Source organism: Streptomyces sp. NPDC104581 (assembly GCF_055583685.1).
This window is the reverse complement of sequence record NZ_JBVJNN010000001.1, coordinates 354,976-369,746: the sequence shown is the minus strand read 5'-3', so window position 1 is coordinate 369,746 and position 14,771 is coordinate 354,976. Positions and strand designations below refer to the sequence as shown.

Genomic DNA, 14,771 nt, shown 5'->3' with positions numbered 1-14,771 from the left:
ATCGCCTCCTCTCCCCCCCCCCCCCCCCCCCCCCCCCCCCCCCCCCTCCCCTTCCCCCCCCCCCCCCCCCCCCCCCCCCCCCAGGACCGTGGGCGCGGAACCCGCGACACCCGGCACGCCGTGGTGCTCGGAGACCCAGAACCGGTGGTAGCCGAGCGCTTCCAGCCGCCGCGCGAGGTCCACGGTGTCGCGCAGCGCCTCGGGGGCGTCCCGGCCCTCGCGGGTGCGGGACCGGTCGAGTACGGAGAACGGGGTGTTCGCGATCACTGAGGTCACGTCTTTTCCAACAGCGACCCGGCGCCAGGATTCCCGGTCCGTTCTCTAAGGGCTGTCCCGTCATCCCCGGTGGATCAGTGTGCGGCGTCGGATGCGGTGCGTCGCAAGGCGGATGGTCGTCCTCGTACTGGGCGTGTTCGGGCGATCCGACAACGCGGCGAGGCGCCGTAGCCGTCGTCGCGCGCCCGCCGGGGATTACGGGACAGCCCTTAGGCTGGGCGCGTGACGGAGAACGGGCGCGGGACGGGCGGCGGGCGTACGGCGGGCAAGCGGGGTACCGCGGGCAACGGGCGCACCGCCGGCAACAGGCCTGCGGCGGGCGCCGGCAGGCCGCTGGCCGTGTTCGATCTGGACGGGACGCTCGCCGAGACCGCGCACCGCCAGCACTTCCTGGAGCGCAGGCCCAAGGACTGGAACGGCTTCTTCGACGCGGCGGGCCAGGACACGCCGCTCGCCGAGGGAGTGGCACTCGTCCTCGAAAGCGCCGAGGAGTGCGAGGTCGTGTATCTGACCGGACGTCCCGAGCGCTGCCGCGCCGACACACTGACCTGGCTGCGGGCGAACGGACTGCCGGACGGCCAGGTGTTCATGCGCCGCAACGACGACCGCAGGCCCGCCCGCACCACCAAGGTGGAGCGGCTGCGCGCGCTGGCCGCGAAGCGCGAGGTACGGGTCCTCGTGGACGACGACGAACTGGTGTGCGACGCCGTCGAGCGCGCCGGGTTCCGGGTCGTACGTGCCCGCTGGGCGAGTACGTCCCAGGCGCTGAAGGACGGGCAGGAGCGCGAGGGGCGCACCTGAGACCGGGACCGCCGCGTAGGCGCGCGGCGGGTGCGTGTCACACCTCGGAGTCGTACCTCGGAGCGGTTCGGTACCGGGCTCAGCCCGCCGTCTCGCCGTCCTCCAGGCGGAAGCCGACCTTCAGCCCGACCTGGTAGTGCTCGATCCGCCCGTCGACGATATGGCCGCGGACCTGCGTCACCTCGAACCAGTCGAGCCCGCGCAGGGTCTGGGACGCCCGGCCGATTCCGTTGCGGATCGCCTCGTCGACGCCCGCCTCGGAGGTGCCGTAGATCTCGGTGACCCGGTAGGTGTGGTTGCTCATGGGCCGATCTCCTCTCCGCGCCGGTCGCGGTCTCACTCCACCGTGCCCCACCGCGCGGCGGTGCGCGCGGCAGGACGGGGCGCCGCGGAGTCCGCGCCGGCCGCCCATGGCGTGGGCACGGGGCTTGACCGGCCACCTGGTCCATACCAAAATCGCGCCAATGCCCGTGCGAGCGCCAGTTGCTCCCCCCACGTCGGGTTTCACTCTTATCTGCCGCATGCCAGAAGGTGACCTACGTGAAAAACCGCTTCCTTGTCGGTTCCGCCGTGTTCGCGTCCGCACTCGCACTCGTGGGATGCGGGATGCTCCCCGGCGGCGACGAGAAGGTCATCACCATCTGGCTCATGAAGGACAGCGTCTCGGCCGCGTACCTGGACCGGTTCACCGAGGCGTACGAGAAGGAGAACCCCTCGGTCGAGCTGGAGGTCGAGATCCAGGAGTGGACCGGGATCGGCAAGAAGGTGATGGCCGCGCTGGAGTCCGACGACTCGCCGGACATCATCGAGGTCGGCAACACCCAGGTCGCGCAGTACGCGGAGAGCAACGGCCTGCGGGACCTCACGCTGGAGTCCGTACGGGACCTGGGCAGCGAGGACTGGCTGCCGGGTCTCGCCGAGCCCGGCAGCATCAACGGCTCGCAGTTCGGCATACCGTGGTACGCCGCCAACCGCGTCGTCATCTACAACAAGGACCTCTTCGCGGAGGCCGGTATCGAGGAACCGCCCCAGACCCGCGCCGAGTGGCTGGACATCACGGCGCAGCTCGACGAGGGGGGCGGGCAGGGCATCTATCTCGCCGGCCAGGACTGGTACACCCTCTCCGGTTTCATCTGGGACGAGGGCGGCGAACTGGCCGTCGAGTCGGGCGGCCAGTGGGAGGGCAGGCTCGACACCCCCGAGTCGATCAGGGGCATGAAGTTCTACAAGCAGCTCCAGGCGCTCGGCGACGGTCCGAAGGACTCCGACGAGGTCAAGCCGGAGCAGGAGGCCGAGTTCGCGAAGGGCGACATCGCGCAGATCATCGACACCCCCAACTCCGCCGTCCAGATCGAGGAGAAGAACCCGGACCTCAAGGGCAAGCTCGGCTTCTTCCCGGTCCCCGGCAAGACCGCCGACGCACCCGGCGCGGTCTTCACCGGCGGCTCCGACCTCATCGTCCCCAAGAACTCCTCGCACCGGTCGGCGGCGGTCGAGGTGGTCAAGGCGCTCGCGGGCGAGAAGTGGCAGACGGATCTGGCCAAGACGATGAGCTACGTGCCGAACAAGACGACGCTCGCGGACGTCATCGAGGGCCAGGAGGCAACGGCCGCGATGGCGGCCGGCGCGGCGGAGGGGCGCGCGACGCCCAACTCGCCGAAGTGGGCCAACGTCGAGCTGGACAACCCGATCAAGCCGTACATGACGGCCGTTCTCCAAGGTGAGGACCCGAACGCCGCCGCCGCGGCGGCGGACGCGAAGATCGCGGCGGCGCTGCGGTAGCCCGCGCGGCGACGGGCGCGGGTGCACCGGCCGACTACCGGCCGCTGGGTCCCGCCGCCTTCGTCGGCGACGACCCGCTCGCCGTCTCACTGTGGCGGATCGTCCTCGCCCGCGGGCTCACGGCGGAGATCGAGGTGCTGCCCCTGATCCCCGCCGCGCGTCACGCGGACCGCCGCTCGCCGGCCCGCGCCGCTCAGACCGCCGTCGCCAGCGACAGCGCGAACCGGCCGGCCTCATCGGTCCACCAGTGCGTCAACTCCATTCCCGCCCCTGACAGTTCGGTGCGGACACGGTCCTGAGTGAACTTCGCCGACACCTCCGTACGCAGCTCCTCACCCGCCTCGAAGGTGACCACCAGATCCAGTTCGGGGATCTTCACGGTCAGGGCCCGCCGTGCCCTCAGCCGCATCTCGATCCACTGCTGTTCCCCGTCCCAGCGGGCCACATGGTCGAAGTCCGCCGGGTCGAAGTCGGCGCCCAGCTCGCGGTCGACGACGGCCAGGACGTTCTTGTTGAAGGCGGCCGTCACCCCTGACGCGTCGTCATAGGCCCTGACCAGTACGGATTCCTCCTTCACCAGATCCGTGCCCAGAAGCAGCGCGTCACCGGGCGCGAGCAGCGTGCGCACGGCCGTGAGGAACTCGGCGCGCTCCCCGGGCAGCAGATTGCCGATCGTCCCGCCGAGGAACGCGATCAGCAGCGGCCTCGGCATCGCCGGCAGCTCCATGTCCTTGGTGAAGTCGGCGATCAGCCCGTGCACCCGCAGGTCCGGCCGCTCGGCGAGCAGCGCGTCCGCGGCACCCCGCAGCGCGCTCTCGCTCACGTCCACCGGTACGTAGCCGCGCAGCAGCGGCAGCGCGTCGAGCAGGTGCCGGGTCTTCTCCGAGGATCCCGAGCCCAGCTCGACCAGGGTGCGGGCCCCGGTCGCCGCGGCGATCTCGGGCGCGCGGGCGAGCAGGATCTCGCGCTCGGCGCGGGTCGGGTAGTACTCGTCGAGCGCGGTGATCTCCTCGAACAGCTCACTTCCCCTGGCGTCGTAGAACCACTTGGGGGGCAGGGACTTCGGGCTGCGGGTCAGCCCGTGCAGCACGTCGGCGCGCAGCGCCGCGTCGGTGGTGTCCTCGGGCAGGGTGCGGGTCAGCAGGTACGGGCTCACGCGGGTGGCTCCTTGAGGGGGGTGAGCAGGACGTCGGCGCGGGTCGCCGCCAGCAGGGTGTGGTCGGGGACCTCGCGCCAGCGCGGGTCGTCGTCGTACGGCTCGGAGGCGACGACGGTGCCCCGGCCGGGCTCGGTGAGATACCAGAGGGTGTCGCCCCAGGCGGTCGCGGTGATCGTCGCACCGTCGGTGAGCAGCAGATTCAGCCGGGAGCCGGGCGCCGCCCCGGCCACCTCCAGGACCGTGTCGGACAGGGCCTGGCCCATCGGGTCACCCTCCCGCAGCCGGTGCAGCACCAGCGCCCACACGAGCGCGGAGTCCGTGCGCGCGTCCAGCGCCAGCAGTTCGGCGGAGGACAGCGAGGCGGCCGGTGGCGCCAGGCTCGAAGGCCAGCCGCGCACCGCGCCGTTGTGGCTGAACAGCCAGGGACCGGAGGCGAACGGCGCCGCAGCGGCCTCACCGTCCGCGCCGGACTCGGTGGCGTCCCGCACGGCCGCGAGCACCGCACCGCTGCGGACCGCCCTCGCCAGGTCGACCACGCTCTGATCAGCCCAGATGGGCCCGGCACGGCGGTAACGCGCGGGCACGGGGTCGCCGTCCGCGTACCAACCGACGCCGAAACCGTCGGCGTTGACCGTCCCGTACCGCTGTCTGCGCGGCTCCCAGGACTGCCGGTACAGCGCGTACTCGGGGTTCACCAGCACCTCGCGCAGCGCCAGCGGCGTTCCCACGTAAGCGATGTGACGGCACATCACACATCACCGGCGCTGCGCGCGGTACGGAAACCGGCGAAGATCTGGCGGCGCACCGGCAGGTCCCAGTTGCGGAACGTGCCACGGCACGCCACCCGGTCCACGGCGAACGAACCACCGCGCAGCACCTTGTGCGCACCGCCGAAGAACACCTCGGAGTACTCCCGGTAGGGGAAGGCCGCGAAGCCCGGATAGGGCAGGAAGTCGCTCGACGTCCACTCCCACACGTCGCCGATCAACTGCCGTACGCCCAGCGGTGACGCGCCCAGCGGATAACTCCCGGCGGGCGCCGGCCGCAGATGGCGCTGGCCGAGGTTGGCGTGCTCGGGCGTCGGGTCCTCGTCGCCCCACGGATGGCGCCGGGAGCCACCGGTGGCCGGATCGTGACGGGCCGCCTTCTCCCACTCCTCCTCCGTCGGCAGCCGCCGCCCCGCCCAGCGGGCGTACGCGTCCGCCTCGTACCAGCTCACGTGCAGCACCGGCTCGTCGGCGGGGACCGGCTCGACCACCCCGAACCTGCGGCGCAGCCACTGTCCGGCCTCGCGCCGCCAGAACAGCGGTGCGGCGATGGAGTGTTCCCGGATCTGCGCCCAGCCCTCCGGGGCCCACCAGCGCTCGTCCCGGTAACCGCCGTCCTCGATGAAGCGCAGGTAGTCGCCGTTGGTCACCGGCACGGTGTCCAGGTGGAACGCGGGCACCAGCCGGTGGTGCGCGGGCCGCTCGTTGTCCAGCGCCCACGGCTCGGCCGAGGTGCCCATCGTGAAGTGCCCGGCCGGGACGAGGATCTCGGCCGGCAGCTCCGCCAGGTCGGCCGGATCCGGGGCCGGCGGTTCGGGCGCCGTGAGCGCGGCCGGACCCCGCCGCAGCTGATGGGTGATCAGCATCGTCTCGTCGTGCTGCTGTTCGTGCTGCGCGATCATGCCGAAGGCGAATCCGGCGTCCAGCAGCGGACCGCCCCGGAGCGGGCTGCTGCCGAGGATGTCCATGACCCGGTCCCGGATGTCGGAGGCGTACGCGCGCGCCTCCACCGGGGCGAGCAGCGGAAGTTCCGGACGCAGCGCCCTGGGGTGCTCGAAGGCGTCGTACACGGAGTCGATCTCGGGCCGGACCGCCGCACGGCCGCCGACCGTACGGAGCAGCCACTGCTCCTCCTGATTGCCGATATGGGCCAGGTCCCAGACCAGCGGTGACATCAACGGTGAGTGCTGGGCGGTCAGTTCGGGCTCGTCCACACAGGAGGTGAGGAGCGCGGTGCGCTCGCGCGCGGTGGTCAGCGCGTCGACGGCCCGCCGCCGCAGCGCGTCCACGTCCCCGCCGCCCGGTATCCCGTCGGCGGACGCCCCGGCGCTCCTGTGCGCGGTCCCGTCCGGTGTCCCGGCGTGCTCGGTCATGTGCTGAGCTCCTTCCCCGTCACGGGGACGTCCAGGTCGTCGGCGGGGCAGCGGCCCGGCACGACGTACCGCTCGTTGAATGCCGCGACGGCCTCCCGTACGGCCTCGGAGGCACCAGTACGGGGCAGGGCCTCCCGCGCGGCGGCGAAACACTCCACGGCCGCCGCGTGCAGCTCGGGATCGGCCAGTCCGTCCCGGGCCGCGGTGACCCAGAGCGGATTGCCCGGCGCGGGCAGCGGCCCGGCCGTCTCGGCGAGCGATTTGACGGTGCGGTACACCGTCTCGGCGGCCTCGGCGTCGTCGAACAGCGCGGTGGTCACCGCCAGCGGCACCATCCACCCGTCCTCGCCCGGCTGGGCGTCGATCATCCGCAGCTCCAGATGACCCCGCGGACGCACCGGCGGGAAGAGGGTGGTGATGTGGTAGTCGAGGTCGGCGCGGACCGGTGGGCGCGGCACACCCGACCGGATCCACTCACGGAAGGTCAGCCCCTCGGGCACGTCCCAGGGGCCGTCCGCCGTCCGGACGCACATCACCGGCGCGTCCAGCGCGTACGCCGCCCAGGCGCGCCGCGGCTCCCGCCGCATGTCGGGCGACTTGGTGCGCGCCGGATCGAGGTCCGTCCACAGCGCCTGCCGGGTGGACCGCCAGCCGGTGGAGCGGCGGGCCTGGACGGGCGAGTTGGCGAACGCGGCCACCAGCACCGCGCCCAGCAGATGGGCGAGCTGCCAGCGCCTGCCGTAGCCGAGGGGGCCCGGCTCCTCGGTACCCGCGTCGAGGCAGACCTGGATGGAGGCGGAGGAACGCATCATGGCGCGGCCCGATGGGCCGATCCGGTCGAGGTAGGTCTCCATCGCGTCGTACCGCGGCTCCTGGAGGAGCCTGGCCGGTGAGTGCCACGGATCCTGTCCGAGGCCGGTGAGCGTGAGACCGGCCGTACGCAGTGCGCGTCGTACGGCGGCGAGGTCCGCCGCGGTGGAGTCGACACACTCCATCAGGGAGGCCGCGGGCGCCGAGCTGAGCTCCAGCTGGCCACCCGGTTCGAACGTCAGCGCCGATCGCAGGGGGAGGTCCCGCAGGCCACCGAAGACCTTGTCGAGACGCGCGGCCCGAACGGGGAGTTCGGGGTCGTACAGATCGTGAACGAGCCATTCCAGTTCAACACCGACGATGCGGGGCGGCCCTGTCTTGAAACATATGCCGCGCAGCAGCGCCTCGGCGTCGCCCTCGTTGAGAGCGGGGCCCTCAGCTGCGAATTCGTCCGACGGCATGGTCGGATCCTCCTGTCGAAGACCGTGACCGGCCCCCGCCCCGGGGTCCGGGGCGGAGCGCTTTGTCCAACCTAAGGCCACTACGGCCGCTCCGCACAAGAGTGCCCCTCCGGGGCGGAAACATGGTTGCTCCGGGCGGGTTCCCCGGCGCACGATGCCTGTCATGAGCGCACGGCTGCGGGGGATCGCGAAGCACACCGAGGAGATCGTGGAGGCGGGCGGCTACCACGCCGGGGACGGGCGCCGGGTGCCGCTCGCCGCGTTGCTGGAGGCCGCCACCGAAGGGACCCGGCTGTACGGCCCCGAGCCCGTGCCGGTCACCCCCGACACCTCCCGTACGACGTCCTTCGAGGTCACCGGCGAGAGCAGCCTCCAGGCCGCCCGGCGGATGACCGCCGAACCGGGCGGCCCCGTGGCCGTCCTGAACTTCGCCTCCGCGCGCAACCCGGGCGGCGGCTACCTGAACGGAGCACAGGCGCAGGAAGAGGCCCTCTGCCGGGCCTCCGCCCTCTACGCCACCCTGCTGCGGGCCCCCGAGTACTACGCGCACCACCGGGCCGACCGCAGCCCCTTCTACAGCGACCGCGTGATCCACTCACCCGGCGTCCCGGTGTTCCGCGACGACCGGGGCCTGCTGCTCGCCGCCCCGTTCACCGTCGGTTTCCTCACCTCGCCCGCCCCGAACGCCGGGATCGTCGCCCGCGACCACCCCCGGGAGAGCCACCGTGTGCCGGCCGTGCTCGCCTCCCGCGCCGAACGGGTCCTGGAGGTGGCCGTGGCGGGCGGCTACCGGCGGCTGGTCCTCGGGGCGTGGGGCTGCGGCGTCTTCCGCAACGACCCGGCGGGCGTGGCCGGCGCGTTCCGGGCGCTGCTGGTCGAGGCGTCGGGGGAGGGCGCAGGGACGGGCGCGGGGGAGCCGGTGGCCGCGCGTGCCGGTGCGGCTGCGGGCCGGTTCGCCGGACACTTCGACGAGGTCGTCTTCGCGGTGCTCGACCGGACGGCGGATTCGGCCACGCTGGCCGCCTTCCGCCGGACGTTCGCCGACGTCTCCCCGGGAGCCGGCGGCGAGGACGGCACGCCCCGGACCCCCGGCTCCCGTTCCGGCCAGGCGGCTCAGCGCCAGCCGTAACGCTCCCGCAGCCGCTCCACGACCCGGTCGAACCGCGCCCGGTCCAGCGCGCACGCCTCACGCCGCATGCCCGCGTCGTGGATCCGCAGCACCCGGTCCAGATCGACCCACGACTCGCGTCCCCGGCTGTCCCACGGCCCGACCCCGATCGGCACCCACTCGTGGTCGCGGTCGTGCCGCTTGCTGGAGAGCTGGACGGCCAGCAGGGTCCCGGCCGGTTCGCGGGCCACCACCAGCACCGGCCGGTCCTTGCCGCGCCCGTCGTTCTCCTCGTACGGCACCCAGGTCCAGACGATCTCGCCGGGATCGGGGTCGCCGTCCCTGTCGGGCGCGTACGAGGTACGTACGGGCCCGACGTCACGCGGTTCGGCCTCGGTGGTGGCCGAGGGACCGCTCCGGCCGGGGAGTTCGGCGCCGGGGGAGTGGCCGGCGGCGCCGGATTCGGTGAAGGGCTTCATCCGACCGACGGTAGAGCGTCCGCCCCGCCGCCCGCGTGCCGGGGCGCCCCGGCACCGTCCCCGGACGCGCTCTGCCGGTCCCGGTCTCAGACCCAGCCCGCCAGCGAGGCCATGAACGCGTCGAAGTCGTCACGGTGCGCCGTGTGTCCCGCGCCCGTGACCGTACGGACCTCGAATCCCCGCGCACGCAGCTCCGTCACATCGGCGGGCGGGACCATCGGGCTCGGATCGGCAGTCGTGACCAGCGAGGGTACCACCGGACGGGCGGGCCGCAGGTCGGCGCCGAAGGCCGGGGCGATGCCGTACGCCGTCCCCTCGTCCCACACGGCGAGGCTCGCCACCTCAAGGTCCACGTCCACGTCCTCCCAACGGGGATTGAGCGCGGATATCTCCTCGCGCGAGAACGACTTGGCCGCCGCCAGCATCGCCGGTCCCCCGCTCTCGGTGGCGCCCGCCGCCGGACCCGGCAGATGCCACGCCGGATCGCAGTAGACCGCGCGGCGCGGCGCCAGACGGTCCACCGCGAGCGAGAGCGCCAGTCCGCCCAGCGAGTGGCCGATCGCCACCTCCGCGCCGGCGGGCAGCGTCTCCACCAGGTCGTCGGCGAAGTCCCCCGGCCCGTAAGGGCCTTGACCACTGGCGCCGTGGCCGCGCAGATCCACGGCGATCACCCGCAGCCCGCGCGCGGCCAGGTCGGGGCCCACCCGGCGCCAGGTCCGGTGGTCGGCCATGATGCCGTGGATCAGGAGGGCGACCCGGTCGCCCTCGCCCCAGGTACGTGTGTGCAGTCGCAAGACAATCCCCTGTCGCGAAAGGTGAGTTGAGAGGCGCGATTCACCCGAGGTGACCGCGCGGGACGACAGGCCGCGGATCCCGCCGGCGAGCCGTCTGGAAAGATGCCGAGGGCGATGAGCCAGTTACCTGAACAGTCCTCCCCGCAGTCGTCCCCACAGCCCTCCCCGCGGCCCTCCGCTCGGCGGTCCGAACCGCCCGCCGAGCGCCCCCGCCGCACCACCGGCCCTCCCGTTCCCACCAGCGCCGATGTCGCCCGCCTGGCCGGGGTCTCCCGGGCCACCGTCTCGTACGTCCTCAACAACACCTCCGCCGTACGGATCAGCGAACCCACACGTCGCAAGGTCCGCGAGGCCGCCGAGGAACTGGCGTACGTCCCCCACGCCGCCGCGCGCAGCCTGCGCGCGGGGCACACCAGAATTGTGCTGCTCCCCACCGCGCACGTCCCCGTCGGCCCCCTCTACAGCCGCTTCCTCGACGAACTCCATTGGGCGCTGCGGCGGTTGGACTACACAGTCGTCCAGTACGGCAGCCTCGGCCTCGACGGTGACGAGGCCGCGCGCGCCTGGGCCGAACTGCGCCCCGTGGCCGTCGTCTCCCTCGGCGAGATCGCGCTCACCTCCCAAGGGGTGGAGATACTCAAGCGCTCCGGCGCGAAAGCCGTCATCACGCTCGGCCCGCGACGGGTCGAGGGCGCGCACGCGCTGGTCATGGACCAGCGCGAGATCGGCGCTCGCGCCGCTGAACACCTGCTGGAGCGCGGACGCCGCCGGATCGGCGTGGTGATGCCCGAGGAGCCGGGTCTCGACCTCTTCTCCGAGCCCCGGCTCGCCGGGGCTCGGGCCGCAGCGGCGGAGGCGCCCACCGGCGCGCGCGTCGAACCGCTGCCGCTGGCCTACACCGAGGAGTCGGCGGCCCGGCTCGCCGCCCGCTGGGACGGCCTCGGGCTCGACGCGGTCTACGCCTACAACGACGAGTACGCGATGCTCCTGATGAGGGCGCTCCAGGACGCCGGTGTCACCGTCCCCGGCGACACGGCCGTGCTCGGCGCCGACGACCTGCTGCTCGGCAGGCTGCTGCGGCCCCGGCTATCCACCGTGCGGATCGACCTCGTCACCGGGCAGCGGCTGGCGGCCCTGGTCGACCGCGTGGTGCGCGATCCCGGCGGGGAACCGGAGCGGCACGATCTGATGGGGGCGCGGGCGGTACGGCGCGAGTCGACCTGACACGGGCCCGGACGACATGCGCGGCCCCCGGCCGTTGTCTAGCGTCACCAGCATGAGCACTCAGTGGCACCCCTATCCGCGGCGCTTCGAGATCCTGCTGGTGCCGGAGCACATCGACGGCCGCGCGGGCCCGCCGGACGCGGCGACCGCCCTGCGCTCCGCCGTCGTGGAGGCGACGGGGGAGACCGGTGAGTCCGGTTACCCGCACTACGAGGGCGGCGGCATGGTCGCGGACATCGACCCGGAGACCCGTACCGTCGAAGGGCTGCTGATCGACGGCTACGAGGTGGACTACGGGCTGTCGGCGCGCGTCGTCGACGCCCCCGCCGGTCCGGACACCCCGGGCGGCGCTTAGCCCCACGCGAACTGACCGCCACCCGCCGTTCTCCGGACGCCGTCCCCCTCCCCCGACTCTCCGCGCGCCTCCCATGAAAGAGTGCGCGAGCGAACAGCCGACCGAAGGGGAGAGAGCCGATGAGCGATCCGATGACCATCCGCGACGTCTACGTCGTCGACGCCGTCCGCACGCCGATCGGAAAGTTCGGCGGCGCGCTCTCCTCCGTACGGCCGGACGATCTCGCCGCGCACGTCGTGCGGGCGCTCGTGGACCGTACGCCGGACCTCGACCCGGCCAGGATCGACGACGTGGTGCTCGGCGCGGCCAACGGCGCCGGTGAGGACAACCGCGACGTGGCGCGCATGGCGGCGCTGCTCGCCGGGCTTCCGGTGACCGTCCCCGGCGTCACCGTCAACCGGCTCTGCGGCTCGGGGCTCGAAGCGGTCATCCAGGCGGCGCGCGCCGTCGCGCTCGGCGACGCGTCGATCGTCGTCGCGGGCGGCGTGGAGTCCATGTCGCGCGCCCCCTGGGTGCTCCAGAAGCCCGAACGCGCCTTTCCCGCCGGGCACCAGCAGCTGCACTCCACGACGCTCGGCTGGCGCATGACCAACCCCGCGATGCCCGCCGAGTGGACCGTCCCGCTCGGCGAGGGCGCCGAACTGATCGCCGACAAACACGCGATCACCAGGGAGGCACAGGACGCGTTCGCGCTGGAGAGCCACCGCAAGGCGGCCCGCGCGTGGAGCGAGGGACTCTACGGGGCCGAGGTCGTGCCGTACGCGGGAGTGGAACTCGCGCGCGACGAATGCGTCCGCGACAACACCTCCCTCGAAGCCCTCGGCAGGCTCAGGCCCAGCTTCCGTGAGGAGGGGGCGGGGACGGTCACGGCGGGCAACGCCTCACCGCTCAACGACGGCGCCGCCGCCCTGCTCCTCGTCGACGCGGCGGGGCTGCGCGCGACCGGGCGCGAACCCCTCGCCCGGATCCGGACCTCCGCCGTCACCGGCATCGAGCCGCAGCTCTTCGGACTCGGCCCGGTCGAGGCGGTGCGCCGCGCGCTGAAGAAGGCGGGCCGGGACTTCGCCGAACTCACCACGTTCGAACTCAACGAGGCCTTCGCCGCCCAGTCGTTGGGCTGCCTCGCCGAATGGCCGGAGCTGGACCCGGCCGTCGTGAACCCGCGCGGCGGCGCCATCGCCATCGGTCATCCCCTGGGCGCCTCCGGCGCGCGCCTGGCCGGTTCCGTCGCCCACCAGCTCGCGGCGGCGGGCTCGGGGACCGGTCTCGCCGCCCTGTGCATCGGTGTCGGCCAAGGCCTCGCGCTCGTACTGGAACGCTGACGCGCGGGCCCCGCGCCCCCGCCCTACGCGCTCGCGGCGGTCCCGGACCCCGTGCCGTCGCCCTGCGCCTTCGCCGCGGCCTCCGCCTCGGCGACCGACTTGCGGACCTCGTCCATGTCGAGCGCGCGCGCCTGCCCGATCACGTCCTCCAGGGCCGTCTCGGGCAGCGCACCGGGCTGGGCGAACACCGCGACGTTGTCCCTGACGATCATCAGCGTCGGGATGGAACGGATCTCGAACGCCGCGGCCAGCTCCTGCTGAGCCTCCGTGTCGACCTTGGCGAAGACCAGGTCGTCGTGGCGCTCGGACGCCTGCTCGTACACCGGGGCGAACTGCCGGCACGGACCGCACCATGAAGCCCAGAAGTCGATCAGGATGAAGTCGTTCTCCGACACCGTCCGGTCGAAGTTCTCCTTGGTGAGTTCCACAGTGGCCATGACCTGATACCTCTTCCTGTTCTCTCCGGATGAAGCCGCCTCGGACAACGGCGCGTACCCCCGCCGTATTCCTGGCCCATTCCCGAAGATCGTGTGGCCATGCGCCGGGCAGCGCACCAGACTGTCCCCATGACGGAAGCCATTGAGTACGACGTCGTGGTGCTGGGCGCCGGACCGGTCGGGGAGAACGTCGCCGACCGCGTCAGGGCCGCCGGACTGAGCGCGGCGATCGTCGAGAGCGAGCTGGTCGGCGGCGAGTGCTCCTACTGGGCGTGCATGCCGAGCAAGGCCCTGCTGCGCCCGGTCATCGCCCGTGCGGAGGCACGCCGGGTGCCCGGTCTGAGCCCCTCCGTACAGGGCCCGCTCGATGTGCCGGCCGTGTTCGCCCACCGTGACGGGTTCACCTCGCACTGGAAGGACGACGGCCAGGTCGCGTGGCTCGACTCGATCGGCGCCGTGCTCCACCGGGGCCACGGCCGGCTCGACGGCGAGAAGCGGGTGACCGTCACCGGCCCCGAGGGCGGCGTCCAGGTCCTCACCGCCCGCCACGCGGTCGCGGTCTGCACCGGAACCGGCGCGATCGTGCCCGACCTGCCGGGCCTGGCGGACGCCAGGCCCTGGACGAGCCGCGAGGCGACCAGCTCCCGGACCGTGCCCGGTCGGCTCGTGGTCGTGGGCGGGGGAGTGGTCGGCGTCGAGATGGCCACCGCCTACCAGGGGTTCGGCTCGGACGTCACCCTCCTCGTACGGGGCGACGGTCTGCTGCCCCGTATGGAGCCCTTCGTGGGGGAACTCGTCGCGGACTCACTGACCGAGGCGGGCGCCTCCGTACGTACGGGCGTCTCCGCCGCCTCGGTCGAGCGCGACGGCGGCACCGGACCGGTCACGGTGGTCCTCGACGACGGCGAGCGGATCGAGGCGGACGAGATCCTCTTCGCGACCGGCCGGGCACCCCGCACCTCGGACATCGGGCTGGAGACGGTGGGGCTGAAGGCGGGCTGGCTGACGGTCGACGACAGCTGCCGGGTCGAGGGCAGCGACTGGCTCTACGCGGTCGGCGACGTCAACCACCGCGCGCTCCTCACCCACCAGGGCAAGTACCAGGCCCGGATCGCGGGCGCCGCCATCGGGGCCAGGGCCCGGCGCGTCCCCCTGCTGGAGGACGACCGCTGGGGAGCCCACGCGGCGACGGCCGACCACGCGGCCGTCCCCCAGGTCGTCTTCACCGAACCGGAGGCAGCCTCGGTCGGCCTCAGCCTCAAGGAGGCCGAGCAGGCGGGCCACCGGGTCCGCGCGGTCGACTACGACATGGCCAATGTCGCGGGCGCGAGCCTGTACGCGGACGGCTACCGGGGCCGCGCCCGGATGATCGTGGACCTGGACAGTGAGATCCTGCGGGGCGTGACCTTCGTGGGCCCCGGCGTCGGCGAACTGCTCCACTCGGCCACGGTGGCGGTGGCCGGTGAGGTCCCGATCAGCCGCCTGTGGCACGCGGTCCCGTCCTACCCGACGATCAGCGAGGTCTGGCTGCGGCTGCTGGAGACCTACCGGGACGCCTGAGAACGCCCCGCGGTCCCTGCCTGCCGCGCCCGTCCCCGTCGGTCCCGCCCGTCGGGCCGGTCC

Annotated in this window: 16 protein-coding genes; 7 read left to right on the top strand and 9 right to left on the bottom strand. The window is 73.0% G+C overall.

Translation table 11 applies throughout. The features are described 5' to 3' along the window. Window positions 1-276: LLM class flavin-dependent oxidoreductase (locus ACZ61E_RS01565; RefSeq protein ID WP_469696642.1), on the bottom strand; the 276-nt coding region annotated here is incomplete at its 3' end. A gap of 333 nt (window positions 277-609) precedes the next feature. Between ACZ61E_RS01565 and ACZ61E_RS01560 the strand changes: the two genes are divergently transcribed. Continuing rightward, the gene (locus ACZ61E_RS01560; protein WP_469696640.1) at window positions 610-1,077 is read left to right on the top strand and encodes a phosphatase domain-containing protein; all 468 of its coding nucleotides are present in this window, start codon (window positions 610-612) and stop codon (window positions 1,075-1,077) included. A 79-nt stretch (window positions 1,078-1,156) separates the two neighbouring features. On the opposite strand, the gene ACZ61E_RS01555 is transcribed toward ACZ61E_RS01560, so the two are convergent. Beyond that, window positions 1,157-1,381 carry a dodecin gene (locus ACZ61E_RS01555; RefSeq protein WP_469696615.1) on the bottom strand — a complete coding sequence of 75 codons (225 nt, stop codon included), beginning with the start codon at window positions 1,379-1,381 and terminating at the stop codon, window positions 1,157-1,159. 236 nt (window positions 1,382-1,617) lie between these two features. Here ACZ61E_RS01555 and ACZ61E_RS01550 point away from each other — a divergent pair, with 236 nt between their 5' ends. Beyond that, window positions 1,618-2,859 carry an extracellular solute-binding protein gene (locus ACZ61E_RS01550; protein WP_469696613.1) on the top strand — a complete coding sequence of 414 codons (1,242 nt, stop codon included), beginning with the start codon at window positions 1,618-1,620 and terminating at the stop codon, window positions 2,857-2,859. A gap of 193 nt (window positions 2,860-3,052) precedes the next feature. Here ACZ61E_RS01550 and egtD read toward each other — a convergent pair whose 3' ends face one another. The 4 genes from egtD to egtA are packed head-to-tail and all read right to left on the bottom strand — an operon-like array spanning window position 3,053 to window position 7,429. Beyond that, entirely contained in the window at window positions 3,053-4,015 is a 963-nt protein-coding gene (gene egtD / locus ACZ61E_RS01545; protein ID WP_469696611.1) for an L-histidine N(alpha)-methyltransferase, read from the bottom strand. Continuing rightward, window positions 4,012-4,767, bottom strand: coding sequence for an ergothioneine biosynthesis protein EgtC (egtC, locus tag ACZ61E_RS01540; protein ID WP_469696609.1), 756 nt, complete (start codon window positions 4,765-4,767; stop codon window positions 4,012-4,014). The genes egtD and egtC overlap by 4 nt, the downstream gene beginning before the upstream one ends. After that, complete coding sequence (gene egtB / locus ACZ61E_RS01535; RefSeq protein ID WP_469696607.1) at window positions 4,767-6,158, bottom strand: ergothioneine biosynthesis protein EgtB; 1,392 nt, start codon at window positions 6,156-6,158, stop codon at window positions 4,767-4,769. Before egtB ends, egtC begins: the two co-directional genes overlap by 1 nt. Then, window positions 6,155-7,429 (bottom strand): ergothioneine biosynthesis glutamate--cysteine ligase EgtA, encoded by a 1,275-nt coding sequence (gene egtA, locus ACZ61E_RS01530; RefSeq protein ID WP_469696606.1) that lies wholly within the window; start codon window positions 7,427-7,429, stop codon window positions 6,155-6,157. The genes egtB and egtA overlap by 4 nt, the downstream gene beginning before the upstream one ends. A gap of 163 nt (window positions 7,430-7,592) precedes the next feature. Between egtA and ACZ61E_RS01525 the strand changes: the two genes are divergently transcribed. Further along, window positions 7,593-8,558: a TIGR02452 family protein gene (locus tag ACZ61E_RS01525; protein ID WP_469696604.1), complete on the top strand. Its 966-nt coding sequence runs from the start codon at window positions 7,593-7,595 to the stop codon at window positions 8,556-8,558. Here ACZ61E_RS01525 and ACZ61E_RS01520 read toward each other — a convergent pair. Beyond that, window positions 8,543-9,016, bottom strand: coding sequence for a type II toxin-antitoxin system PemK/MazF family toxin (locus ACZ61E_RS01520; RefSeq protein ID WP_469696602.1), 474 nt, complete (start codon window positions 9,014-9,016; stop codon window positions 8,543-8,545). The two genes, ACZ61E_RS01525 and ACZ61E_RS01520, sit on opposite strands and share 16 nt — an antisense overlap. Before the next feature lie 86 nt (window positions 9,017-9,102). Continuing rightward, complete coding sequence (locus ACZ61E_RS01515) at window positions 9,103-9,810, bottom strand: alpha/beta fold hydrolase (RefSeq protein ID WP_469696600.1); 708 nt, start codon at window positions 9,808-9,810, stop codon at window positions 9,103-9,105. A 102-nt stretch (window positions 9,811-9,912) separates the two neighbouring features. Here ACZ61E_RS01515 and ACZ61E_RS01510 point away from each other — a divergent pair, with 102 nt between their 5' ends. From ACZ61E_RS01510 to ACZ61E_RS01500, 3 genes are all read left to right on the top strand, one after another. Beyond that, window positions 9,913-11,034 carry a LacI family DNA-binding transcriptional regulator gene (locus tag ACZ61E_RS01510; protein ID WP_469696599.1) on the top strand — a complete coding sequence of 374 codons (1,122 nt, stop codon included), beginning with the start codon at window positions 9,913-9,915 and terminating at the stop codon, window positions 11,032-11,034. A gap of 52 nt (window positions 11,035-11,086) precedes the next feature. Next, entirely contained in the window at window positions 11,087-11,389 is a 303-nt protein-coding gene (locus tag ACZ61E_RS01505; protein ID WP_469696598.1) for a hypothetical protein, read from the top strand. Between the two features lie 131 nt (window positions 11,390-11,520). Next, on the top strand, window positions 11,521-12,711 hold the full coding sequence (locus tag ACZ61E_RS01500) for a thiolase family protein (RefSeq protein WP_469696638.1): 1,191 nt from the start codon (window positions 11,521-11,523) through the stop codon (window positions 12,709-12,711). Between the two features lie 23 nt (window positions 12,712-12,734). On the opposite strand, the gene trxA is transcribed toward ACZ61E_RS01500, so the two are convergent. Then, entirely contained in the window at window positions 12,735-13,148 is a 414-nt protein-coding gene (gene trxA, locus ACZ61E_RS01495; RefSeq protein WP_469696596.1) for a thioredoxin, read from the bottom strand. A gap of 129 nt (window positions 13,149-13,277) precedes the next feature. Between trxA and ACZ61E_RS01490 the strand changes: the two genes are divergently transcribed. Then, complete coding sequence (locus ACZ61E_RS01490) at window positions 13,278-14,708, top strand: dihydrolipoyl dehydrogenase family protein (RefSeq protein WP_469696594.1); 1,431 nt, start codon at window positions 13,278-13,280, stop codon at window positions 14,706-14,708. Window positions 14,709-14,771 lie beyond the last annotated feature (63 nt).